21 protein-coding genes and 2 pseudogenes are annotated in these 21,338 nt (G+C 69.1%); 11 read left to right on the top strand and 12 right to left on the bottom strand.

Translation table 11 applies throughout. The features are described from left to right. Positions 1-65 precede the first annotated feature (65 nt). Positions 66-968 (top strand): ABC transporter ATP-binding protein, encoded by a 903-nt coding sequence (locus tag LR394_RS06675; protein WP_231439566.1) that lies wholly within the window; start codon positions 66-68, stop codon positions 966-968. Beyond that, positions 965-1,792, top strand: coding sequence for an ABC transporter permease (locus LR394_RS06670; RefSeq protein ID WP_231439564.1), 828 nt, complete (start codon positions 965-967; stop codon positions 1,790-1,792). The genes LR394_RS06675 and LR394_RS06670 overlap by 4 nt, the downstream gene beginning before the upstream one ends. Positions 1,793-1,893: 101 nt before the next feature. Here the strand turns inward: LR394_RS06670 and LR394_RS06665 are convergent, their stop codons facing one another. Continuing rightward, a complete protein-coding gene (locus LR394_RS06665) occupies positions 1,894-2,247 on the bottom strand; it encodes a VOC family protein (RefSeq protein WP_231439562.1) in 354 nt (117 codons plus the stop codon). Between the two features lie 178 nt (positions 2,248-2,425). Between LR394_RS06665 and LR394_RS06660 the strand changes: the two genes are divergently transcribed. Then, positions 2,426-2,905, top strand: a complete 480-nt coding sequence (locus LR394_RS06660; protein ID WP_407936992.1) for a phage tail protein — start codon at positions 2,426-2,428, stop codon at positions 2,903-2,905. A gap of 5 nt (positions 2,906-2,910) precedes the next feature. On the opposite strand, the gene LR394_RS06655 is transcribed toward LR394_RS06660, so the two are convergent. Next, positions 2,911-3,519 carry a hypothetical protein gene (locus LR394_RS06655; RefSeq protein WP_231439558.1) on the bottom strand — a complete coding sequence of 203 codons (609 nt, stop codon included), beginning with the start codon at positions 3,517-3,519 and terminating at the stop codon, positions 2,911-2,913. Positions 3,520-3,634: 115 nt separating this feature from the next. On the opposite strand from LR394_RS06655, the gene LR394_RS06650 reads away from it, so the two are divergent. Both LR394_RS06650 and LR394_RS06645 read left to right on the top strand, forming a co-directional pair. Continuing rightward, positions 3,635-4,792 (top strand): sensor histidine kinase, encoded by a 1,158-nt coding sequence (locus LR394_RS06650; RefSeq protein WP_231439556.1) that lies wholly within the window; start codon positions 3,635-3,637, stop codon positions 4,790-4,792. Next, complete coding sequence (locus LR394_RS06645) at positions 4,789-5,451, top strand: response regulator transcription factor (protein ID WP_231439554.1); 663 nt, start codon at positions 4,789-4,791, stop codon at positions 5,449-5,451. Before LR394_RS06650 ends, LR394_RS06645 begins: the two co-directional genes overlap by 4 nt. On the opposite strand, the gene LR394_RS06640 is transcribed toward LR394_RS06645, so the two are convergent. Next, positions 5,448-6,482, bottom strand: a complete 1,035-nt coding sequence (locus tag LR394_RS06640; RefSeq protein ID WP_231439552.1) for an aldo/keto reductase — start codon at positions 6,480-6,482, stop codon at positions 5,448-5,450. The genes LR394_RS06645 and LR394_RS06640 overlap by 4 nt on opposite strands. 75 nt (positions 6,483-6,557) lie before the next feature. On the opposite strand from LR394_RS06640, the gene LR394_RS06635 reads away from it, so the two are divergent. After that, positions 6,558-7,097 (top strand): TetR/AcrR family transcriptional regulator, encoded by a 540-nt coding sequence (locus LR394_RS06635; RefSeq protein ID WP_231439550.1) that lies wholly within the window; start codon positions 6,558-6,560, stop codon positions 7,095-7,097. Between the two features lie 7 nt (positions 7,098-7,104). Here the strand turns inward: LR394_RS06635 and LR394_RS06630 are convergent, their stop codons facing one another. Then, positions 7,105-7,917 (bottom strand): helix-turn-helix transcriptional regulator, encoded by an 813-nt coding sequence (locus tag LR394_RS06630; protein ID WP_231439548.1) that lies wholly within the window; start codon positions 7,915-7,917, stop codon positions 7,105-7,107. Positions 7,918-7,971: 54 nt separating this feature from the next. Further along, on the bottom strand, positions 7,972-8,994 hold the full coding sequence (locus LR394_RS06625; protein ID WP_407937002.1) for an aldo/keto reductase: 1,023 nt from the start codon (positions 8,992-8,994) through the stop codon (positions 7,972-7,974). A gap of 122 nt (positions 8,995-9,116) precedes the next feature. Here LR394_RS06625 and LR394_RS06620 point away from each other — a divergent pair, with 122 nt between their 5' ends. The 5 genes and pseudogenes from LR394_RS06620 to LR394_RS43565 form a co-directional block, all read left to right on the top strand. Beyond that, positions 9,117-9,674 (top strand): hypothetical protein, encoded by a 558-nt coding sequence (locus LR394_RS06620; RefSeq protein WP_231439544.1) that lies wholly within the window; start codon positions 9,117-9,119, stop codon positions 9,672-9,674. Between the two features lie 44 nt (positions 9,675-9,718). Further along, positions 9,719-10,429 (top strand): maleylpyruvate isomerase family mycothiol-dependent enzyme, encoded by a 711-nt coding sequence (locus LR394_RS06615; protein WP_231439542.1) that lies wholly within the window; start codon positions 9,719-9,721, stop codon positions 10,427-10,429. Positions 10,430-10,580: 151 nt separating this feature from the next. After that, positions 10,581-13,055 (top strand): MMPL family transporter, encoded by a 2,475-nt coding sequence (locus LR394_RS06610; protein ID WP_231439541.1) that lies wholly within the window; start codon positions 10,581-10,583, stop codon positions 13,053-13,055. A gap of 171 nt (positions 13,056-13,226) precedes the next feature. After that, positions 13,227-13,748: pseudogene (locus LR394_RS43570) on the top strand (AAA family ATPase); the annotation flags it as partial. Positions 13,749-13,889: 141 nt separating this feature from the next. Then, positions 13,890-14,096, top strand: a pseudogene (locus tag LR394_RS43565) (helix-turn-helix domain-containing protein); the annotation flags it as partial. Position 14,097: 1 nt separating this feature from the next. On the opposite strand, the gene LR394_RS06600 reads toward LR394_RS43565, so the two are convergent. From LR394_RS06600 to LR394_RS06570, 7 genes are all read right to left on the bottom strand, one after another. After that, entirely contained in the window at positions 14,098-14,754 is a 657-nt protein-coding gene (locus LR394_RS06600; RefSeq protein ID WP_231439537.1) for an NADase-type glycan-binding domain-containing protein, read from the bottom strand. A 384-nt stretch (positions 14,755-15,138) separates the two neighbouring features. Beyond that, on the bottom strand, positions 15,139-15,711 hold the full coding sequence (locus LR394_RS06595; protein WP_407936991.1) for a phage tail protein: 573 nt from the start codon (positions 15,709-15,711) through the stop codon (positions 15,139-15,141). Continuing rightward, entirely contained in the window at positions 15,708-17,681 is a 1,974-nt protein-coding gene (locus LR394_RS06590; protein WP_231439533.1) for a putative baseplate assembly protein, read from the bottom strand. The genes LR394_RS06595 and LR394_RS06590 overlap by 4 nt, the downstream gene beginning before the upstream one ends. Further along, positions 17,681-18,088, bottom strand: a complete 408-nt coding sequence (locus LR394_RS06585) for a GPW/gp25 family protein (protein ID WP_231439531.1) — start codon at positions 18,086-18,088, stop codon at positions 17,681-17,683. Before LR394_RS06585 ends, LR394_RS06590 begins: the two co-directional genes overlap by 1 nt. Beyond that, entirely contained in the window at positions 18,088-19,995 is a 1,908-nt protein-coding gene (locus LR394_RS06580) for a VgrG-related protein (RefSeq protein ID WP_231439529.1), read from the bottom strand. The genes LR394_RS06585 and LR394_RS06580 overlap by 1 nt, the downstream gene beginning before the upstream one ends. Next, complete coding sequence (locus tag LR394_RS06575; RefSeq protein ID WP_231439527.1) at positions 19,992-20,711, bottom strand: CIS tube protein; 720 nt, start codon at positions 20,709-20,711, stop codon at positions 19,992-19,994. Before LR394_RS06575 ends, LR394_RS06580 begins: the two co-directional genes overlap by 4 nt. Then, positions 20,711-21,148 carry a phage tail protein gene (locus LR394_RS06570; RefSeq protein WP_231439525.1) on the bottom strand — a complete coding sequence of 146 codons (438 nt, stop codon included), beginning with the start codon at positions 21,146-21,148 and terminating at the stop codon, positions 20,711-20,713. The genes LR394_RS06575 and LR394_RS06570 overlap by 1 nt, the downstream gene beginning before the upstream one ends. Between the last annotated feature and the right edge of the window lie 190 nt (positions 21,149-21,338).

The raw sequence follows: 21,338 nt of genomic DNA, 5'->3' as shown, positions 1-21,338 counted from the left end.
TCCAGGGAACGGCTCGGCCGGTTCCCCGATGTGACGGGGCAGGGCGTGCCGTCACTCTGAACGGCATGATCGCGATTGAGTCACTCACGCGGAAGTACGGCGGGCTGAACGCCGTCGACAACGTCTCGTTCACGGCCGAACCGGGCCGCGTCACCGGCTTCCTCGGTCCCAACGGGGCCGGAAAGTCCACCACCATGCGCATTCTGGTAGGCCTGACCAAGGCCACGGAAGGCCGCACCACGATCCTGGGCCGCAGCTACGCCGACCTGCCCAACCCGGGCCGCGAGGTCGGCGTCCTCCTGGACGCCTCGGCCCAGCACGCCGGGCGCACCGGCCGGGAGATCCTGACCATCGCGCAGCGGACCATGGGGCTGCCCAGCTCCCGGGTCGCGGCCATGCTCGAGCAGGTCAGCCTGACCAGCAGCGAGGCCGACCGCCGGGTGCGCAACTACTCCCTCGGGATGCGCCAGCGGCTCGGCATCGCCACCGCGCTGATCGGCGACCCCCAGGTGCTGATCCTGGACGAGCCGGCCAACGGCCTGGACCCGGCCGGTATCCGCTGGATGCGGGACCTGCTGCGCGGGTACGCGAACGACGGCGGCACCGTGCTGCTGTCCTCCCACCTCCTGCACGAGATCGAGGTCATCGCCGATGATCTCGTGGTGATCGGCCGCGGCCGGATCGTCGCCTCGGGAACGAAAGCCTCGCTGCTGCAGCAGGCCGGGACGACCGTCCGGGCGTCCTCCGGGCTGGCCGATCTGGAAGCAGCCTTGCGCAGCAACGGATTTGACGCCAACCCGGTGCCCGAGGGAGGTCTGCGCACCTCCGCGGATCCCGAACTGGTAGGCAAGCTCGCCCTGGCCGTCGGCGTCGCCCTCTCCGAACTGCGCACCGCCGACGGGGCGGGCCTGGAAGACATGTTCCTGGAACTGACCGCCGACACTCAGCGTGAAGGAGCCGTGGCATGAGCACCACCGCCGTCACGACACGAGAGACGTCCGTCCCCACCAGGCGGGTCGCCCTGGAGGCGGCCGGGCCGATCCGGGCCATCCCGCTGAGCCGGGTGGTCGGGGTCGAACTGCGCAAGATGTTCGACACCCGATCCGGCTTCTGGCTGATGGCCAGCATCGCGATCACCGCCACCCTGGCCACCGTCGCGGTCATCGTCTTCGCCCCGGACTCCGACATCACCTACACGTCGTTCGCCGGCGCGGTCGGCTTCCCGATGAGCGTCATCCTGCCGGTCATCGCGATCCTGGCCGTGACCAGCGAATACAGCCAGCGCAGCGGCCTGACCACGTTCACCCTCGTGCCGCACCGCGGCCGGGTGATCACGGCCAAGGCGATCGCGGTCCTGACCGTGGCGGTGTTCTCGATGGTCCTGGCGATGCTGATCGGGGTGCTCGGCAACATCGCCGGCTCCGCGATCGCCGGAGTGGACACGACCTGGGACAGCACGGCCACCGAACTGCTGCTCATCGTGCTCGGCAACACCCTCGGCATGCTGGTCGGGTTCATGCTCGGGGTGCTGATCCGCAACTCCGCCGGGGCGATCGTCGGCTACTTCGTCTTCTCCCTGGTCCTGCCCGGGCTGTCGGAACTGCTGGCCGCCAACGCCTCCTGGTACGCCGACCGGCGGGAGTGGCTGGACTTCAACTACGCCCAGGGCTCGCTGTTCGGGGGGAGCATGACCGGCGAGCAATGGGCCAACCTGGGCGTGACCAGCGCCGTCTGGCTGGTGCTGCCGCTCGCGATCGGGCTGGGCACGCTCATGCGCTCCGAGGTGAAGTGACGCCTCCGCTGCGCGGGGGGACGCCGTACCTCACCGAGCCAGGAACCGGCTCAGTGAGGTACGGCGTTCGGCAGGATCGCGGCCACTGGAAACTGAACTGATCAGCGGGGCAGGGGACTGTAGAACACCAGGCCGTTGCCCTTGTTGTCGTAGACCACGGCCCGTCGTTCGTGCGCGTCGTTGTACGGGCCCTTCACGATCGCGCCGCCGCTCGCCTCGATGGCCTGGGCGGCCGCGTCCACGTCGGGCGTCTTGATCCCGACCACCGTCTTGCCGGGCAGGGGGTGGTCCACCGCGGTTGCCAGGGCGATGGTGACCGAGCCGCCGTCGAGCGCGGCGTAGTGCGCACCATCGCGGAATTTGAGCTGGTAGCCCAGGGTCTCGGTGTAGAACGCGATGGATTCGTCCAGATTGTCGGTGGACAGAACGATCTGGCGGACCTCGAAGGTACTCATGACAGCCTTTCCTGGGCGATCGGCGGGCCGGATCAGGCTAACCAGGTGACCGCCGGGACGGCTGAGGCCAAAGGCCTCTGTCTTTCCGCGACGCGCATTCTGGATGGCATCGGCGCCCGCCCTGGCTGTGTCAAGATCGGCAGAACACAGAGAGCCGGAAGGACGACCGGAGGTAACCGTGCCACAGGTGGTTGACTTCAAGACCGTTTCGGCCTCCGGGCTCGAATCGTCTCCGGTTGCGGACGCTCTCGCCGGGCTGCGGGCCAACGAGGCCCGCTACATCTCCAACAAGTACGAGATCGAGTTCTCGGTGGACGCCGCGGACGAGTCCCCCGAGATCGTCACCTGGGTGCACGACATCCTCCAGAGCGAGCGGAGCCTGGTCATCGCCTCGCGCCCGCTCCAGACCACCGCGTTCATCGCCGCGGGGATCCAGTTCGCCTACGTCTTCTACGAATCCGGCCTCTCGATCAACGTGATGTACGAGCTGGACGAGGGCGGGAAGCGGGCGGTGGGCTTCAAGCTCTCCGACGGCATGGAGATCCCCGGCGAGCTCGCGTCCACCTTCAAGTTCGCCCGGCAGAAGTCGAAGCTGGCCGGCACCGTCCGGGGCTCCTACTTCGTGATCAAGGGCGAGCACCGGCCGGTCTCGCGGTAAATGCCCTACCCGGCTGCCGAGCGCGCCGCGCGGTGCAGGCGGAACGCGGAGACCAGGTAGAGGATGGCCCCACCGACGGCGTAGCCGGCCACCCCGCCCAGCTTGATCTCGGTCTCGGTGGCGGCCATGAAGAAGGTCAGGCCGATGACCGCGGACAGACCACCACTGAGAATCATGGCCCATTGCCCGCGCAGCCCCTGCCGCCGCCGGTTGACCGCCAGCGCCAGCTGGATGACACCGGTCAGCACGGCCCAGGTACCGAAGACCCGCAGGACCGAGGCCGGTCCTTGCCCGATCGCCAGGACCACCGCGAGCGCCGTGAGGCCGCTGATCGCCGCATTGACCAACTGCGCCCGCACGTTTGCGGTGTTACCTACGCTTCGTTGGGCACGGACGTCTACAAGCGAGGACACGACGTCCAGAACGGGGTAGAGGAACAAAAGGACGCTTGCGAGGACCGGCAATGTCGACTCGGCGGTGAGGGTGCCCGCCGAGGACAGGGCGGCGCCCAGCGAACCGGCCCACAGCAGGGCCAGGCCGGCCCGGATCAGATAGAGCCGGCTGGTGGCCTGCGACGTGGTGGTCAAGGAGGGTGCTTCGGCGGTAAGGGGCATCGGTGATTCCTCTCATCGGGGGCAGGACGTGCTCAGCAGTCTGCGATCGGCCGGGCCGGGCCGCGTACTTCGAACGAAGTACCTGGGGCGGGAACCTGTGGCAGACAATTGCGCCATGGAACGAGAGGACGATGTGGTCGCGGTACCGCTGTGGATCCGCCGGCCTGAGCTGGTGCATCGTCTGGCCTACACGGCCGCCGGGCTCTCCTTCACCGGCCAGCTCGTGGCCACGGCGATTCGGGACTGGGACGGGCAGGTGGCCTTGTCGGTGCTGGTCGCCGGGATCGGGGTGGCGCTTTCCGGGCGGCGCCCGTGGGCCGGGCTGGCCCTTGTCAGTGCGGCGTCTTTTGCGGTCACCGCGGTAGGCAACGATCCACTTTCGGTATGGATGATGGCGGTTTTCGTCCTGATCTCCGTCACCTTCCGAGGTTTGCCGGTGCTGCCGGCCACGGCGCTGGTGGCGGCGTTCTTCTTGGGGGCTTTCATGACGGTAGGGGGATTTCGGGGAGGCCCGGTGGTGGGATCCGCCGCGCTCTTCTCGGCGATCGCCGGCGGTGCCGTCGGAGCTGCTCTGCGCGCTCATCGCGAGCAGTGGTGGATGCTTCAGGAACGGACGGCCCGGGCCCTGGCAGCCCGGGAACTGGAGGGCAGCCGGCGGGTGATCGAGGAGCGGTTGCGGATCGCTCGCGACCTGCACGACGTGGTCGGTCACCAGGTGGCCATGCTGAGCATGAATCTCGGGATCGCCGAGATCGGCCTGGCGCCCGACGCCGCGGGCCCTCGGCAGGCCCTGGTCCAGGCTCGTTCCAATGCCCGCACGGTGATCGCCGAGACCCAGCGGATCCTGACGCTTCTGCGCCAGGAGGACGATCCGGAGGCGCTTCGGCCCACACCGTCGCTGCAAGGGCTGGACGGTCTGATCGTATCCTACCAAAGCCTTGGCCTGAGAGTTGATTACGACGTCTCGGTTCCGGACGATCAGGTCGAGCCCAGCGTCGGGGTGACGGTCTTCCGGGTGGTTCAGGAGGCCCTGACGAACGCCTACCGGCACGGTGAGGGCGCGGCCAAGGTCTCGGTGCGCGAGCGGGACGGGCGGTTGCGTGTGACGGTGGCCAACCGGGCGGGCCGGTCCGATACTGCCGAAGGAGGCTGGGGACTGGTGGGCATGCGCGAGCGGGTCGAGTCCGCCCATGGCCGACTGAGCATCACCAGGGACGATGGCTGGTTCCGGGTGGAGGCCGAATTCGGTGTTCTCGCCGAGGCTTTGAAGTGACCCGGATCCTGATCGTCGACGACCAGGACGACATCCGGGCCGGGATCCGGGCCATGCTCCGGCTCGATGAGTCCCTGAACGTGGTGGCTGATCTGTCCGACGGTTTGCAGGTCGTCCCGTTCCTGCGCGAGAACCCCGTCGACCTGGTCCTGATGGATATCCGGATGCCGGGGATCGACGGGGTGGAGGCGACCCGCCGGATCCGGGCCGAGCACCCGGCCGAGAAGGTCCGGATCATCGTGCTGACCACCTTCGACCAGGACGCCGTCGTGCTGGCCGCGCTGCGCGCCGGGGCGAACGGCTTCCTGAGCAAGACGGTCAGCCCGGCCGAACTCGTCGCCGGCATCGCCGAGGTTTCCGACGGCGGCGGCGCGCTTTCCGCCAATGCCGCGGCCGCGTTGATCGGGCACATGGCCGACAACCCGCCCCCACTCGTCGATCAGGAGTTGCTGCGCCGATTCGACGTCCTGACGCCCCGCGAGCGCGAGATGGTCGTTCTGGTGGCCCAGGGCCTGAGCAACGAGGACATCGCCGCCCAGATGTTCGTCTCGCCCTTCACCGTCAAAACGCATGTGGTGCGGGCGATGACCAAGGTCGGAGCGCGAGACCGGGCCCAGCTGGTCACCTTCACCTTCCGGGCCGGTCTCGGCCCGCACTAAAAGACCGGGACGACGGGCGTGCGGACCAGAGAACGGTCGCCGTCGGCGCCGTGTTGCAGGGCGCCCAGCACGTCCTCGTGCGGGGCGCCCAGGCGGACTGCGCTGGCCTCGTTCAACCGCTGGTCGTGCTCGGCGCTGAGGTCGAGGTGCAGTGAGGCCAGGTACTCGTCCAGGTGGGCGAGGGTGCGCGGGCCGACGATCGGGACGATCGCGGTGGGGGAGAGCGCGGCGCGTCGACGCAGCCAGGCCAGGGAGACCTGGGTAGCGCTGACACCGAGTTCGCCGGCGACGGCCAGGACGGTGTCGACGATCGCGGTGCGTTGGGTCGTGCCTTCGAGGGCATCACCCCGGGCACTCAGCCGGCCCTGCTCACCGCGGCGGTACTTGCCGGTCAGCAGTCCACCGGCCAGCGGCGAGTAGGTCACCACGCCCAATCCGTGAGCCTCAGCCATCGGCAGCACTTCCCGGTCTCCGGAGCGTTCGGCCAGGCTGTACTCGGTCTGGATGCCGACCAGTGGGGCCAGGCCACGGAGGTCGGCGCGGAGGGCAGCGCCCGCAACTCGCCAGGCCGGAAAGTTGGACAGCCCGCCGTACCGGATCTTCCCGGAGCGCACGAGGCTGTCGAAACCGGCCAGGATCTCCTCGATCGGGGTGATCCCGTCGGGAAAGTGCGGCATGAAGACGTCCACGTAGTCGGTCTTCAGCCGGCGCAGGCTCTCCTCCAGGGACCGGATCATCACCTTGCGGCTGTTACCGGTGGTGGCCGGGCGCGGCGCCGCCTCCCGGGTGCCGGTGTACTTGGTGATGAGGACGAAGTCGTCGCGCTGCCCGGTCAGCAGGTCGCCGAGCAAGGTCTCGGCCTCGCCGCTGCGGTAGATGTTGGACGTGTCGATCGTGGTGCCACCGGCAGCGGCGAACCCGTCGAAGACCTGACGGGCGGTGCCGGCCTCGGACGCACCGAAATTGGCCGTTCCGAGAGCGAATTCGGACACCCGCAGTCCGGTCGACCGGCCGAAGGTCTGGTACCGCATGAGCAAGCTCCTGGATCGGGGGGATCTGGGGTAGGCTCAGGACCGTATCAAATAAAACGAGGGGTCACTCTTTTTATGTCGCCGAAGGTCAGTCAGCAGCACCTCGACGCCCGCCGTCAGCAGATCGTCGATGCCGCCCGCGCCCGGTTCGCCACCCATGGCTTCGCCCGTACCTCGATGGCCGACATCGTGGCCGCGTCGGGGTTGTCCAACGGCGCCATCTACCGGTACTTCACCGGCAAGGACGACATCGTGGTGGCGGTCTGCGAACAGGGTGCCCAGGCCTTGCCCGCGGCTCTCACGCCCGGGTCGGTGGCCAAGTTCCTCGAGCACGTGCGCACCCAGTCGCGCGACACCGATCACGGCCGTCTGGTGATCCAGATCTACGCCGAGGCCGCCGTGTCGCCGGCACTGGCGGTCGTGGTCCAGCGGCAGTTGGCCGAGTTGCGCAGTGCGGTCGCCGGCCTGGTGCCGCCGCAGCGATCCGAGGCCGCCGAGGAGATTGCCGAAGCGTTCGTCGCCCTGTGTGCCAGTTACAGCCAGCAGGTAGTGATCCGCGGCGACCTCGACCACACCCCGTACGTCACGGCCCTGATGGCGATCATCGAGGGCTGACCAGGCCTCAGGCGGTCAGCGTGAGAAGGGCCTCGAGCGCTTGTGCCGAGCGGGATTCCGGGGTGCTCGTGTAGATCGCCAGGGTCAGCCCGGGATCGGCGGGAAGTGGCAGGGCCTCGAACGCCAGACGGAACTGCCCGACGGCCGGATGCTGGAGATCCTTGACCCCGGTGTGGTGCAGCACCACCTCGTGCTGGGCCCAGCGCCGCCGGAACGGCTCGCTCTGGTCCGCGATCTCCTGAACCAGACCGTGAGTGCCGTGCGGATCGCGCCCGGCCTCGGTCCGCATCAGGGCCACGGTCGCGTCGGCGGCGGTTTCCCAGTCCGGATAGAAGTCCTGGGCCTGCGGGTCCAAGAAGCAGAACCGGGCAAAATTCGCCGGTTTCGGTGGGGTTTCGTTCGCGAGCAGGGGAGCGTAGAGGATGCGGGCGAGGTTGTTCACGGCGATCAGGTCGAGGCAGCTGTTCCGGACGAAGGCGGGCGTCCGGATCGCATCGACCATCTGCTGGATCCCCGGTCGCAGCGGGCGCCGGGGAAAAGCGGCCGGCTGGCGGGCGAGGTCGAACAGGTGCGACCTCTCCGCCTCGTCCATCCGCAGGGCTCCGGCAAGGGCGTGCAGCACTCCTTCGGACACGCCGGACAGATCGCCGCGCTCAAGCTGGACGTAGTAGTCCTCGCTGATGCCCGTGAGCTGGGCCACCTCGCTGCGGCGCAGCCCGGATACCCGCCGCCTGCCGTACGTCGGGATCCCGGCCTGCTTCGGGGTAATGCGGGCTCGCCGGGAGACCAGGAACTGACGAACGTCCTGCTTGATGTCCACGCTCCATCAGTATCAAGGCCCCCCGGCACCACTGAGCCCGGGTGGCGGCTTCGTTCAGCGCCGCCGGGCGGCCGGTTCCAGCCAGGGGCTGACCCAGTTCTCGCCCGGGTTGATGGAGGTTCCCGGCGGGACGATCGTGTCGATCCGGTCCAGCACGTCGTCGGTGAGCACGACGCCGGCCGCGGCGAGCTGGGAATCGAGGTGTTCCATCGTGCGCGGCCCGATGATCGGTGCGGTCACCGCCGGGTGGTTGCGGACGAACGCCAGCGCCAGCTGGATCAAGGTCAGGCCGGCTTCCTCGGCGAGGTCGTCCAGTTGCTCGACGGCGGCCAGCCGGCGCTGGTTCTCGGGACGGGTCATGTCGTAGCGATCCGCGATCATTCGCTGCCGGGCCAGGGACGTGGGGCCCGTCTGCTGCCCGGCGCGGTGACGGCCCGACAGCCAGCCGGTCGCCAGCGGGCTGTAGGGAATGACAGCCATGCCGTAACGCTGGGCCAGGGGCAGGATCTCGTTCTCGACTGCGCGGTCAAGGATGTTGTAAGGAGGCTGCTCGGTGACGTAACGCTGCCGCTGACGCGTCTGCGAAGTCCACTGAGCTTCGACGATCGCGGACGCGGGGAACGTGGAGTGCCCGATGTAGCGGATCTTGCCTGCCTGGACGAGATCGGTCAGCGCGCCCAGGGTCTCGTCGTGCTCCACGGCCGGATCCCAGCGGTGGATCTGGAAGAGATCGATCCAGTCGGTGTCCAGGCGGCGCAGCGAGTCCTCGACGGCGCGCACGATCCAGCGACGTGAGTTGCCTCGGTGATTCGGGTCCTCGCTCATCGGCAGGTGCGCCTTGGTGGCGAGGACGATGTCGTCGCGGCGCCCGGCCAGGGCCTTGGCCAGGATCTCCTCGGACTCGCCCTGCGAGTAGACATCGGCGGTATCGATGAAGTTGATCCCGGCATCGAGGGCCCGGTGGATGATCCGGACGCTCTCGCCGTGATCGGGATTGCCCCATTCGCCGAACATCATGGCGCCCAGGCACATGCTGCTGACCGAGACTCCGGTACGGCCGAGGGGACGGTGCTCGATGCTCATGCGGCCAGCCAAGCAGGCCGGCTCCGGCCGAGGGAGGGGCTGGCAACCCTCCCTTCCGCTCGTCCGGGCGGGACTCAAGAGGCACAAAGTGCCAATTGGCCGCTAGCCTCCCGAAGGTGACCAAAGTACCCGCAGCCCGCCCCCGCCCGATCTCCGGTCCGCTCAACCGGCACTTCCCGGTGGACGAGGACCTGAGCGACGACCGTGCCCGCAGCCGGCTGTCCGCCTACGTGTACGGCAACATCCTGGTCCTGGCCGCGATCATCGGCACCGTGGGATCGGAGGACCACGCCCACTCGTGGGTGATCGTGCTGGCCACGTTCCTGACCACCTACCTGGCGCACATCTTCGCGCACAACGTCGGGGAACGGATCGGCCGCACCGAAGCGGAGCACGAGACTCACCTGCGGGAGGGGATCCGCGACGCGGCTCCGATCCTCAGCTCGGGGATGGTGCCGATGCTGATCTTCGTGGGCGTGGCCCGGGAATGGTTCAACCCGGTCCCGGCCGAGATCGTCGCGGCGGGTCTGGTCGTGCTGCGGCTGGCCAGCACCGGTCTGGCCGTGGAACGCCTGAGCGGTCGCAAGGCCTCGGCCGCCACTCTCTGGAGCGGGGTCGGGATCGCCGCGGCCGGCATCGTCATCGCCCTGATCAAGGTGAGGTTCTCGCACTGACGGTTTTTCTGACGAGATCAGTTCCCGATGCGATCATGCATTTCGTGGACTATCTCGCGGTCATCGAACAAGGCACGCAGGACTTCGCCGGTCTGCTGGAACGCGGCGACCTTCAGACACCGGTGCCCTCGTGCCCGGGGTGGGCACTTCTCGACCTGGCCGGTCACCTCGGCGAGGTACATCAGTGGGCGGTGCATGCGATCGTCCACGGAAACCCGGACGCCAGAACGACAGACGCTCCGGCCGCCGCACTCGCCGAGTGGTACCGCGAGTCGGCAGGCCTCCTGCTGAGGACCCTTCGGGAGACACCGGAAGACGCGCCGGCCTGGCATTTCGGCGCGAAGCCGCGGTTGGCGGGGTGGTGGCGTCGGCGGCAGGCGCACGAGGTGACGATCCACCTGCATGACGCCCGATCGGCGCTCGGGCAGGTCGAGCCGATCGACGCGGCGTTGGCGGTGGACGGGTTGGACGAGGTGCGGAACGTCTTCTTCCCGAGGCAAGTACGGCTGGGGCGGCGCCCGGCGTTGGAGAGCCCGCTGTCGTTCGTGGTGTCCGAAACGGGGGAGCGGTTCGTCTTCGACGGGGACGGGACTGTTCTTGAGGACGAGGCGCAGGCCGATGCCACCGTTTCCGGGCCGGCCGAAGCGTTGTATCTGGCCGTCTGGGGGAGGCTTCCGCTGGAGGATCCCCGTCTGCGCGTTTCCGGCAATGCGGCCGCCGTGCAGGCCGCCTTAGGAGTCGGCCTGGTTCCGTAAGGTTTGCCGCCGGGGCTGTCGACCATCTCGACGCACGGCTGAAGCAGCTTCCCGAGCAGCCAGGTCTGAGCGCTGCGGTCCGGGACGCAGACGCAGACCTGCCCGCCGGATGGGTGAGACCAGGAACTACGGAAGGGCTCTGGGCAGCACCATGGCTGAACTCCTCTATCGCACCGGACGGTTCGCGGCGCGTCGGCGCTGGGGCGTCATGGGCGGCTGGCTGGTGGCCCTCATGGTCGGGCTGGTGACGTTCGTCCTGTTCTCCGGGACGATCTCGTCGGCCATCTCGATCCCGGACACGCCCACCAGCAAGGTCACCGACCAGCTGGCCTCGCAGTTCCGGTCCACCAGCGGTGGTTCGGGCAGCGTCGTGTTCGAGACGGAGGACGGCTCGGCGTTCACCGACGCGCAGAAGGCGGGCGTCGCCGACCTGCTCAAAAGCATCGGGCAGGTGGACGGAGTCACCGGCGTCACCGACCCGTTCACCACCCAGGCCCAGCTGGAGCAGAGCGCGGCCCAGTTGAGCGAGGGCCGCAAACAGCTCGAGCAGGGGCAGACCGCCCTCGAGAACGGCCAGAAGAAGCTGGACCAGGCCCAGCAGGAGCTGGACCAGCAGCGTGAGCAGGCCGGCGAGGTCGGTGGGGCGGCCAAGGCCCAGCTGGAAGCCGGGCAGGAAGAGCTCGACCGCCGCCAGGCGGACCTGGACGCCCAGCGCACCGAAGTCGAGCAGCAAGCCGCAGGCCTGGAAGCCGGAACCCAGGTGGCCGAACTTTCCTCGGGCTTCCGGTTCGTCTCCGAGGACGCCTCCGCGGCGGTCGGGACCGTCTCCTTCAGGCTGCCCAACGCCGAGGTCCCGACCGAGGTCAAGGACGAGATCGCCGGCCTGATCGACAACAGCGCCATCGACGGCGTCAAGCCGTTGCTGTCGCAGGAGATCTCGCAGACCACGCCGTCGATCCTGGGCCCGGGCGAGGTCATCGGCGTCGTGGTCGCCGCGATTGTCCTGGTCGTCATGCTGGGCACGCTCGTCGGGGCCGCGCTGCCGCTGGCCAGCGCGTTGCTGGGAGTCGGGGTGGCCACCCTGGCCGCGATGTCGTTCTCCGGCCTGGTCGAGTTCCAGTCCGTCACCCCGGTGCTGGGCGTCATGCTCGGCCTGGCGGTCGGGATCGACTATTCCCTGTTCATCCTCAACCGCCACCGCAACCAGCTCAAACAGGGCATGGAGTTGCACGAGTCGATCGGCCTGGCCAACGGCACCTCCGGCAACGCGGTCGTCTTCGCCGGTGCCACCGTGATGGTGGCGCTGCTGGCCCTGAACGTCACCGGCGTCCCGTTCCTCGGCCTGATGGGAACCGTCGCCGCCGGGGCCGTCCTCGTCGCCATCCTGGTGGCCACCACGTTCACTCCCGCGCTGCTGTCGCTGGTGGGAACGCGCATCCTGCGCCAGAAGGAACGCGCTGCCTCCTCCACCCCCGCACCGGCGACGGACAGCACCATGTCCACCCGGACGTCCGTCATTACCTTGGTCGCCGGTATTGCTGCTCTGGTCGTCATCGCCCTGCCGGCCCTGAACATGCGGCTGGGTCTGCCGGACGGCGCCGGCCAGCCCGAGGACTCACAGGGTTACCAGGCGTACAAGATCCAGTCCGAAAAATTTGGGGACGGTTTCAACGGCCCGCTCCTGGTGGTCGCCAACCTGCCCGCCCCGGTCGAGGAAGCTGCGCTGGTGGCCGAGCAGGCCGTCGTCGGAAAGGCCATCTTCGACGAGGGCGACGTGACCGCCGTGGTCCCGATCAGCGTCTCCACCGACCGCTCGGCCATCGCCTTCCAGGTGCTGCCCGACGGCGGGCCGAACAGCGAGTCCACCGCCGACCTGGTCCACGGTCTGCGCGAACTGAAGCCCCGGACCTCCGACGGGGGCAGTGCCACCCTCGGGGTCGCTGGTAACGCCAGCGCGAACATCGACGTCTCGCAGAAGCTCTCGGACGCGCTGCCGGTCTACCTCGTCCTGGTCGTCGGCCTTTCGCTGCTGATCCTGATCCTGGTCTTCCGCTCGATCCTGGTGCCGCTGACCGCCACGCTCGGCTTCGTGCTCTCGCTGCTGGCCGCGTTCGGCGGAATCACCGCGATCTTCCAGCTGGGCTGGCTGTCCGGCGTGTTCGGGGTCCACGAGCCGGCCCCGATCCTGAGCTTCCTGCCGATCATCCAGACCGGCATCCTGTTCGGCCTGGCGATGGACTACCAGCTGTTCCTGGTCTCCGGTATGCGCGAGGCCTACGCCCACGGTGCTGCGGCCCGGGTGGCCGTGCGCCGCGGGTTCATCGCCGGGCGCAGCGTGGTGACCGCGGCCGCGATCATCATGATCTCGGTCTTCGCGGGCTTCATCTTCTCCCACGACACCACCATCAAACCGATCGGCTTCGGCCTGGCGTTCGGCGTCCTGCTCGACGCGTTCGTGGTGCGCATGCTGATCATCCCGGCCGCCATGCACCTGCTCGGCGACCAGGCCTGGTGGCTGCCGAAGTGGATGGACCGGATTATCCCGGACATCGATGTCGAGGGGGCGAAGCTGGAGCGGGCCCACCCGGTCCATCCGCAGGAGGCCGGAACCGCGTCTGCCCGGTGAGGCCCGACGAATGAACGCTGGGCAGGTCAGAGGGTGAGTGAACGGCAGTGGACAGCCGCGTTCACAGATCGTCCACAAGCCGCGTTCTAGGGTCCCTCCCGACGGCGAGGGCCGTCCGTCCGGGCTTTCGCTCGGCCCGGACGTCAACGGGGAAGCGAGGCTCACAAGCCAGTGTCAGCCAGTGTGCTGCCGGAACTGTGCAGGCAGGAGCAAGGACAGGTCACGGAACGGGCGAAAGGCCGACCGGAACTGGAGGTGCTGAGTTCTTTGCTGGCCAGACCCGGGGACACGCTGTCCAGCCTGGTGCTGCGGGGTGAGCCCGGTGTGGGGAAGTCGGCCTTGCTGGATGCGGTCGCGGCCGAGGCACACGAGTGCGGGATGCGGGTGTTGCGGGCCTGCGGGGTGGAGGCCGAGGCGGAGCTGCCGTTCTCGGGGGTGCATCAGTTGCTCTACCCGCTGCGGGAGTACATCGACAGGCTTCCGGGAGCGCAGCGAGATGCCCTGAACCGGGCCTTCGGGCTGACCGAGGGGCCGGAGCCTTCGCGGTTCGTGATCTCGGCGGCGGTGCTGGCGTTGGTCGAGGCCGCGGTCGCCGCCGAGGGCCCGCTGGTTCTGCTGGTGGACGACGTGTTCGGGATCGACCGGTGCAGCGCCGAGGTGCTCGGGTTCGTCGCCCGCCGCCTCTCGGACCAGCCGGTGCTGTTTCTGGCCGCCGCCACCGGGACCGATCCGGCGACACTCACGGCCGGCCTGCCGGAGCTTCGGGTGCACCCGCGGTCACCCCGAGATGACGCGAATCCGGTCCGGGAGCGCTGGTACCAAGTCCCGGAGAGCGGTCCCGAGGAGCTCACGGCGCAGGAACTGCGGATCGCCGGCCTGGCGGCTCAGGGGCTGACCAACAAGCAGATCGGCGAGGAACTGTTCCTCTCGCACCGCACGGTGGGAACCCATCTGTACAAGATCTTTCCCAAGCTCGGGATCGGTTCCCGGGCGGCCCTGCGGGATGCGCTGGATGCGCACGCCCGCCTGGCCACCCGGTAGGTCAGTAGCGGTACAGCTCCACCTCGGCGATCGCGACCTGCTTGCCTTCGGACGTGCCGAAGCCGTCACCGAGCACCACAAGCACCTGGACGGCGTCGTCCACCCGGATCCGGACCGTCTTGGGTTCGTAGTCCTGCAGCGTCACCTGTTTCGTGGTGCGCCGACCCTGCTGGTCGAACACCAGCAGGGTCACGGTGTGCGGCCGGGCCTGCTCGTCGCGCCGCTGGGGATCCTGGGATACACCGGGGGTGATGCGGACGGCGCGCAGATCGGTCGGGTTGATGATCGCCCGCAGGAACTGCCCACGGGAGTCGCCGGAGAAGCCCGGACCCCACCAGGTGTTGGACGCGCCGTCGAAGGCCGAGGCCGGCGGGTGAGCCGGGTCGTTGTTGGACGAGTCGACGGCCGTGGGCGGGATCGCCACCGGCGTGCTGGTCAGGTCCTGGTAGCGGTAGAAGAGCGGCTTGGCCAGGAGGATCGCGGCCACCACGAGGAGCAGGGCGAGCAGACCGGCGCCGACGGCGAAGAAGTTCAGATCGCTCAGCCGGTCCTTGAGCCGTTGCCACCAGGACGGTCCGGTGGGCGCCGCGGGTTGGGGGGCGCGGTCGAGTTCCACCCCGCAGTTACGGCAGAAGACGCGGTCGGTGCGGTTCTCCACCGAGCAGTTCCAGCAGCGCACACCGCGTTCGTCGGACGCGGTCAGGGTACGGGCGTTCGGACGGATCGGGTCGGGTTTGCCGGGGGCGACCTCGCCGACGCCGGAGTCGGGTACCGGTAGGAGCAGAGCCCGGGCGCGCTCGACTTCGGGGTCGTTCGGGGGAAGCGGCGGGGGCTGTTCCGGGGGGACGGGTTGCGCCGGGCCCGGCTGCGCGGTCCCGGGTTGAGAGGGACCGGGCTGGGACGGGCCTGGCTGTGCTGGGCCGGGCTGGGAGACGCCTGGTTGGGAAGGGCCCGGTTGCGACGGACCGGGTTGGGACGGGCCGGGGTACGCAGGCCCGGGCTGACGGCGACGCGGGTCGCTGCGTTCGTTCGGCATCGGTACTCAGTTCCTCTCGGTGTCGGCCGAGGCCGGGCTGTCAGGGCCCAGAACCTCTACGGTGTAGGGAATGTGGGCCGGACGTGCGCCGGCCACCACGGCGTCCAAACGTTGCTGATCAATGGCAGCCGGGTCCGGCACCCGCAGTGTGACGTGCAGCCAGGGCGAAGGATCGCCGGGAAACGGCCCGAGCGGCCCGGCCGACCAGATCGCCCCGCCGCTCTCCGAAATCTCCGGCTCGACGCCGAACATCAGCCGGATCGCCATCCGCAGCCCACGGGGTGTGCCACGGGAGCGATGCAGCAGCCCCGCCGAAGCAACCGCCGCCCGACGGACGTCCTGCGTTTCATCGCCGTCCAGTTCGGCACCGACCCAGCGGCCGAGCCAGTCGACGAAGTCCATCGGAGCCAGCATCGGGTCGAAATACGCTGGTAGACAGTCAAGCACGGTCAGCAGCGGAGCGAACGCGGTGTCCAGTCCCTGGCTGAACTGCTGGCCGAACTCGTCGTCGGCATACACCCCGGGCAGCCGCTCACCGAGCGGATGTGGGCTGATCAAGCCGGGCAGCGCGCCTCTCACGACGGCCCGATCACGTCGACGTCGTGCTCGAACGAGAAGAACAACGACGAGGGCGACAATTGAAGGACGTCCGTGGCGTCGCCGCGTCGTCGGGTGAGGGGATCGGAGGGGTACAGCAGAACCTCGTCCACCAGTTCCACGCCGGGCAGACGTTGCAGTGCGGCGAACAGGTCTCCCGAACGCAGCGGACGTCCGAACGGCCAGCCGGTTCCTTCGGGCCCCCCGGTCATCGGGTCGAGGAAGTCGTAGAGCGCGTCCAGAGCCCGCGCCCGCACCTGGGCCGACTGTGCGGCGCGATACGAGTGCAACGTCGCCTTGACCGAAACGCCTTGGTAGAAGGGCGGGCCCACGGCCAGGCGGGTTCCCAGCGGGCGCCGTTCGTCCAGGTAGCGAGTGATCTTGTCCAGCAGCCGGTCGCCGGGCACCAGCTGCTCGAACCGTAGGCGCCCGCCCCGATCGGGCACGGCCTGCGGCACGACCAGGATGCGCACGGCGTTCTCACCGGACTCGGCCGCGGACATGCCCACGCAGGCCAGCCGGGCGGTTCCCGGCGCGGCCCGGCGCGCCAGCTCCTCGTAGTCCCGCACTGTGACCGCCCGGTCCTGGGCTCGCAGCGTGATCGGGGCGCGCACCGAAGCCTCCTCCACCGTCTCGCCGTTCACCCCGCCCCGCGCGGCCTCCCGATTCTCCACCCGGGCCACGAACGGGATCGAACTGCGCAGCACCTGCAGCGTCCCGCGGGAGACGTTCCCGGCCCGCCCGCCCCCGGAGCGGTAGCGGGCGGCGCGAATCACCGCTCCCCGAGCCGGAACCGCCCCGTACTGACGCAGGGTGCCGTCCGGCTCCCGGACCGCCGGGCCGAAAGAGACCTCGCCGGTGGACGGCTCCAGCGTGACGTGGCGGTCGTGGGGCCGGGACTCGGAGAAGTCGGCGACGACCGACCAGGGCTGCCAACCCCCCTCTTCGGCGACTTCGAGGACCAGCGGCGGATCGTCGGCCAGCACCGGCACGTGAGCCACCCGCACCCGCTGACCGGGCGCGCCGCTGGACTCACCCAGGACCTCGTTGTGCACGGCCTGGGCGTGAACGGCCGAAACCGTCCCGCCGATGGTGAAGGCCTCGGCCGAGCGGATCGTCGGGGAGGTGGTGAAGAACGGCTGGTCGGGGAACGGCGCGACGACCCGGCAGCGCAGCCAGCCGGCTTCGTGTCCGCCGATCCGGCTGGGACGATGCCCGTCCGGGACGTGCAGCACCACGTCACCGGCCCGGTTCAGGCCACCGGTGCCGTCCTCCTCGACCTCGCACTCGGCCCAGCCCGCGGGCGTCCACGCCTCCCAGACCAGCGGGGGCTGGCGCGGGTCCACGCCCACACCGTCCACCTGGCTGCCCATCGCCAGCATCACCGCGCAGCCCGGAACCGCCGCCGAAAGGCCCAGCAGCAGAGCGTCCCCGGCCTGCGGCGGGTTGCTGAAGACCGTGACGTCCCGCTCGGCCCGCACCTGGCCGGTCAGGTCGATCGAGGAGGTGTCGTTCTGCGGGTCCCGGTCGAACGGGATGCGGGCGATCCGCTCCAGCGAGCACGGGGGGACGAGGAGGTCGCGTTCGGTGGCGAAGATCAGCGCCTCGTCGGTCTCGGTGCGTTGCGTGGCCACCTCGGTGTCGGCCGGCAGCGTCACCGTGTCCGGTTGGGGTGCCGAGAGCCAGAACGTCACATCGGCCCGGGCCGCCGTCGGCGGGAACAGCTTGACCCCGAGCAGGTTCAGGAAGGTCAGGTAGCTCTTGCCGGGAACCCGGTTGAGCCGGTACACGAGCTGGTCGGCCATGTGCGCCACGGCCTCGATCAGAGTGACGCCCGGATCGGAGACGTTGTGGTCGGTCCAGTCCGGATTGTGCTGCTGAATGTGCCGTTTCGCATCGTCGACGAACTGCTGGAAGCGCCGGTCGTCCAGGTCGGGGGTGGGCAGTCCCATCAGGCACCTCCTTCTTCGGCGGGGATCGTGTAGAACGGGAAGACCAGGTTGCGCGGGCTGTTGGTGCCGCGGACCGCGTACCGGATGTCGATCAGGACCATGCCGTCGTCGTCGTTGTCCTCCAGCACGTTCACCTCGATCACCTCGATCCGGGGTTCCCAGCGCTCCAGCGAGGCCCGCACCTCGTACCGGATCTGCCCCGAAGTGGCCTCGTTGACCGGGGCGAACACCAGATCATGGATGGCACAGCCGAACTCGGGACGCATCGGGCGCTCGCCGGGCGCGGTGGCCAGGACCAGCCGGATCGCCTGCTCGATCTCGCGCTGGCCGCGGGCCAGGGCCACGGCGCCGGAGGCGTCGGCGCGCAGGGGGAAGGCCCAGCCGGCGCCGATGAACTGTTCGGTCATCAGAACGGCAGCCCGTTCCGGATCGGGATGCCGGTCAGCACCACCGACAGGGCCGTGACATTGGCATTGCCCACGGCCCGGATCCCGACGGCGCCACCGGCCTGAATGTTGGCCGTTGCACCGGCATTGATCGTGGCCGCCGCACCGGCGCTCATCGTCGCCGCACCGCCTGCCGTCATCGAAAGTGCTCCTGCGGTGGTCAGCCCGATCCGGCCGGTCGCATTGACGTTGACCGCGCCGCCGGCCTGCATGGTGATCTGGCGCCCGGCCCGCAACGTCAGATCGCCCTCGCTGGCCACCTCGACGCTGCGCGAGCCGTGAATCTTCACCGTTCCCCGGCTGTCGACGGTCAGGGTTGTGCTGCCCCGGTCGAGGTGCACCACCAAAGCCCCGTCCCCGGAACGTAGACGCACCCCACGATTGCCGGCTCGGGCGTCCATCAGTTCCAGCATGTTCCCGCTGCGGTCGGACATGCTGCGCCAGTTCACCTCTCCGCTGCGCAGGTTCACCGGATCGGTGCGGTCCGGATCGGGGGTCGGCTTGTCGATGCCGTTGTAGAGCCCGGCCAGCACGTACGGGTGTTCCAGGCTGCCCCGGTCGAACGCCACCAGGACCTCGTCCTGCACGTCGGGCAGCATCAGACCGCCACCGGCGACCCCACCGAACTGCGCCACCCGCGACCAGTCGCTCTCGTACGTCTCCGACAGCCAGGGAAACTTGAGCTTGACCCGTCCCATCTTCAACGGGTCCTGGATGTTGCTGACCAGGGCGCTGACCACGCCGTTCATCGCCGGGGCGCTCTCGCCGGCCGAGGCCAGCCCGTACAGCGAGCGGAACTGCCGCCCGGTCACGCTGACCTGCGTGGTGTACTGCCGGCCGGAGGCGAACACGTGCCGCACACCCGTCACCGTGTACTTGCCCTCGAACGGATAGCCGGCGTCCTTCAGGGCGACCGGGACGCCTGGTTGCAACTCGGGATCGCCGGTGACGGTCAGCTCGACCTCGGCGAAGGAACCGGCCACGTCGTTGGCCAGGGCCGTGGCCGCATGCCGAACCTGCGACTGCGTGCCGTAAGGAGTTGACGCGTCCACCATTTCCGAGGTCCCGAACTTGGCGATCAGCTCGGCCGGGCTGATGTCGGCCGCGATGTCGTCGGTGCGGGTGGCGGGCGCGTCCTGGATCAGCGGCTTGCGGGTCTTGACGTCCCAGCCCCGCACCGAGACCGACTTGACCTGTCCACCGGCGGTCACGCCCACGCGTCCGTTGATCGTGTTGGCCCCGAACTCCAGCACGAACGGACTCTGCTTGGCCGGGGTGCTCTCGCCCGGCCCGCTCGAGGCCGCCCGCAGGGCGGTGAACTGCAGCTTGCCGAGCCGGTCGAAGTACAGATTGACGTCGTTCTCCCGGGCCAGCCGCGACAGAAAGTCCCAGTCGGTGAGGTTGGGCTGGGTCGCCAGTTCGTACACGGTTCTGGTGGCATCGACCGTGCCCAGGCTCAGCCCGTTCTGCTGGGCCACCCGCCGCACGATCTCCGAGGCCGTCTGGTTGGGGAAACCGGCCACCCGGCGATTGCGCAGCAGCCGGTGACCCGGGTCGTAGCCGCGCACCACCACCGAACGCCCGGCCGCGTCCACATCCACCTCCACCCCCGTGATCTCACCGGTGATCAACGGCTGGGCCGGGCGGCCGTCCACGATCGGGACCAGTTCGGCCCTGGCACCCACCGCCAGGACCGAGAAGGTGCTCAGCAGATCGCCACCCGGGTTGGAGAACGCCAGACGGAAGGCCGCGGGCACGTTCACGCTGGCGTCCACCCAGGCCTCGACCAGCAGATCGGCCAGCCGCGGCGGCAGTTCGGCTCCGCCCACCTTCACCTGCAGCACACTGGTGTACGTCTTCAGGCTCATCGCCCAGCCACCTCCTCCGAGGCCGGAAGCAGCAGCTCCTGGCCGGTTTCCAAGCGCATCGGATCGTCGATCCCGTTCGCCTTCGCAATGGCCCGCCAGCGCGTCGCGTCCCCGTACTCGGCCCAGGCCAGCGACTCCAGCGAATCGCCCGAGACCACCCGGTGCACCCGCTGCGCGGCCAGCGTCCCTGAGGTCGGGTTCTGCCCCTTCGTCGGCAGCGGCACCTCGGTCAAGGACAGCTGGCACGTGGCCCGCAGCGGATCGCCGGTGGCGGTGAACAAGGTGTAGGTCGCGCTGACGTTCTCGACGTAGGCCACGAACTGCACCGTGCTGAACGAGCCCCAGGCGAACCGGACCCACGGCGGGGACGGGCGTTTGGTGGGCAGACTCTGCGGATCGACCTCGCAGCACGACAGCAGCTGCTCCACGTCCTCACGTACCTTGCTCGCGCTCGGCTTGGCCGAACCGTCCAGAAACACCTCCACCTGCAACGAGGCCGGATTCGCCCCGGAGAACTCCGGTGTCACGCCCCGGGTGAAACCCACCGTGGGCTGGGAGTTCCACGACGCCGAGCGCGAGAGCTGCAACTGGCTGGGGTTGAACTGGAAGCGCACCTGGCCCATCTGCCCGCCCAGCCCGCCGGTCAGGGTCGATGGCGGATGATGGATCGACAGCGTGGCCCGTACCAGGCTGGAACCGTTCCTCCCGATCGCCATCAACGGCCACCCGCATCCGTGAAGCCGTGGTGGGCGATCTCGAGTTCCTCGGTCGCCACGTCCGCCTGGCCCGGGCTCAGACTCGGCCCGCTCCAGCGCACCGGCAGCACCTCGACCAGTCCCCACTGCGCCACCACGCTCAGATCTGCGCGCAGCGCTGCGATCTGGGCCGTGGGGCGCTGGATGCCCGTCGAGATCGAGGAGATCCAGGACGCCACCTTGACGGTGTCGGCGGTCAGCGGACGCGTGAGGCGGATGTTCGAGAACGTCACCCGGGTGGGCAACTGCCAGACGAAGCCGTTGTTGCCGCCCTCCTCGTGCTGCTCGACCTGAACCTCGGAGGACAGGCCGTCACAGCCGTGGAACAACCCGAGATCCCGGCCGTCGATGGACAGCCGGAAGAACACAGTGGCGGCGGGATCAGCGGTGGACGGCATCGGTCTTCCTCAGGTCGGGGCGGTCTGGAGTACTTGGTCGGGTCATCGGGTTCGGCACGTCAGCTGCGGCTGTCGCGGAGCCGGCCGATGCGCTCGCGGTCGGCGCGCAGTTCGGCTCGCAGCAGTCGGGCCAGAGGGTCGAACAGGGCCTTGGCCAGCTCGTCGAGTTCTTGTGCGCTGCGGGGTTCGT

The sequence above is a fragment of the Kineosporia babensis genome (assembly GCF_021129305.1).
GTDB classification, from domain to species: domain Bacteria; phylum Actinomycetota; class Actinomycetes; order Actinomycetales; family Kineosporiaceae; genus Kineosporia; species Kineosporia babensis.
The sequence above is the reverse complement of the archived record's forward strand: the minus strand, read 5'-3'. Positions and strand labels throughout refer to the sequence as shown.

What these genes read in the sequence shown, in the direction of transcription:
- LR394_RS06675 (WP_231439566.1), top strand. Translation starts at nt 66, where the DNA reads ATGATCGCGATTGAGTCACTCACGCGGAAGTACGGCGGGCTGAACGCC.
- LR394_RS06670 (WP_231439564.1), top strand. Translation starts at nt 965, where the DNA reads ATGAGCACCACCGCCGTCACGACACGAGAGACGTCCGTCCCCACCAGG.
- LR394_RS06665 (WP_231439562.1), bottom strand. Translation starts at nt 2,247, where the DNA reads ATGAGTACCTTCGAGGTCCGCCAGATCGTTCTGTCCACCGACAATCTG.
- LR394_RS06655 (WP_231439558.1), bottom strand. Translation starts at nt 3,519, where the DNA reads ATGCCCCTTACCGCCGAAGCACCCTCCTTGACCACCACGTCGCAGGCC.
- LR394_RS06650 (WP_231439556.1), top strand. Translation starts at nt 3,635, where the DNA reads ATGGAACGAGAGGACGATGTGGTCGCGGTACCGCTGTGGATCCGCCGG.
- LR394_RS06640 (WP_231439552.1), bottom strand. Translation starts at nt 6,482, where the DNA reads ATGCGGTACCAGACCTTCGGCCGGTCGACCGGACTGCGGGTGTCCGAA.
- LR394_RS06635 (WP_231439550.1), top strand. Translation starts at nt 6,558, where the DNA reads ATGTCGCCGAAGGTCAGTCAGCAGCACCTCGACGCCCGCCGTCAGCAG.
- LR394_RS06610 (WP_231439541.1), top strand. Translation starts at nt 10,581, where the DNA reads ATGGCTGAACTCCTCTATCGCACCGGACGGTTCGCGGCGCGTCGGCGC.
- LR394_RS06590 (WP_231439533.1), bottom strand. Translation starts at nt 17,681, where the DNA reads ATGGGACTGCCCACCCCCGACCTGGACGACCGGCGCTTCCAGCAGTTC.
- LR394_RS06585 (WP_231439531.1), bottom strand. Translation starts at nt 18,088, where the DNA reads ATGACCGAACAGTTCATCGGCGCCGGCTGGGCCTTCCCCCTGCGCGCC.
- LR394_RS06580 (WP_231439529.1), bottom strand. Translation starts at nt 19,995, where the DNA reads ATGAGCCTGAAGACGTACACCAGTGTGCTGCAGGTGAAGGTGGGCGGA.
- LR394_RS06575 (WP_231439527.1), bottom strand. Translation starts at nt 20,711, where the DNA reads ATGGCGATCGGGAGGAACGGTTCCAGCCTGGTACGGGCCACGCTGTCG.
- LR394_RS06570 (WP_231439525.1), bottom strand. Translation starts at nt 21,148, where the DNA reads ATGCCGTCCACCGCTGATCCCGCCGCCACTGTGTTCTTCCGGCTGTCC.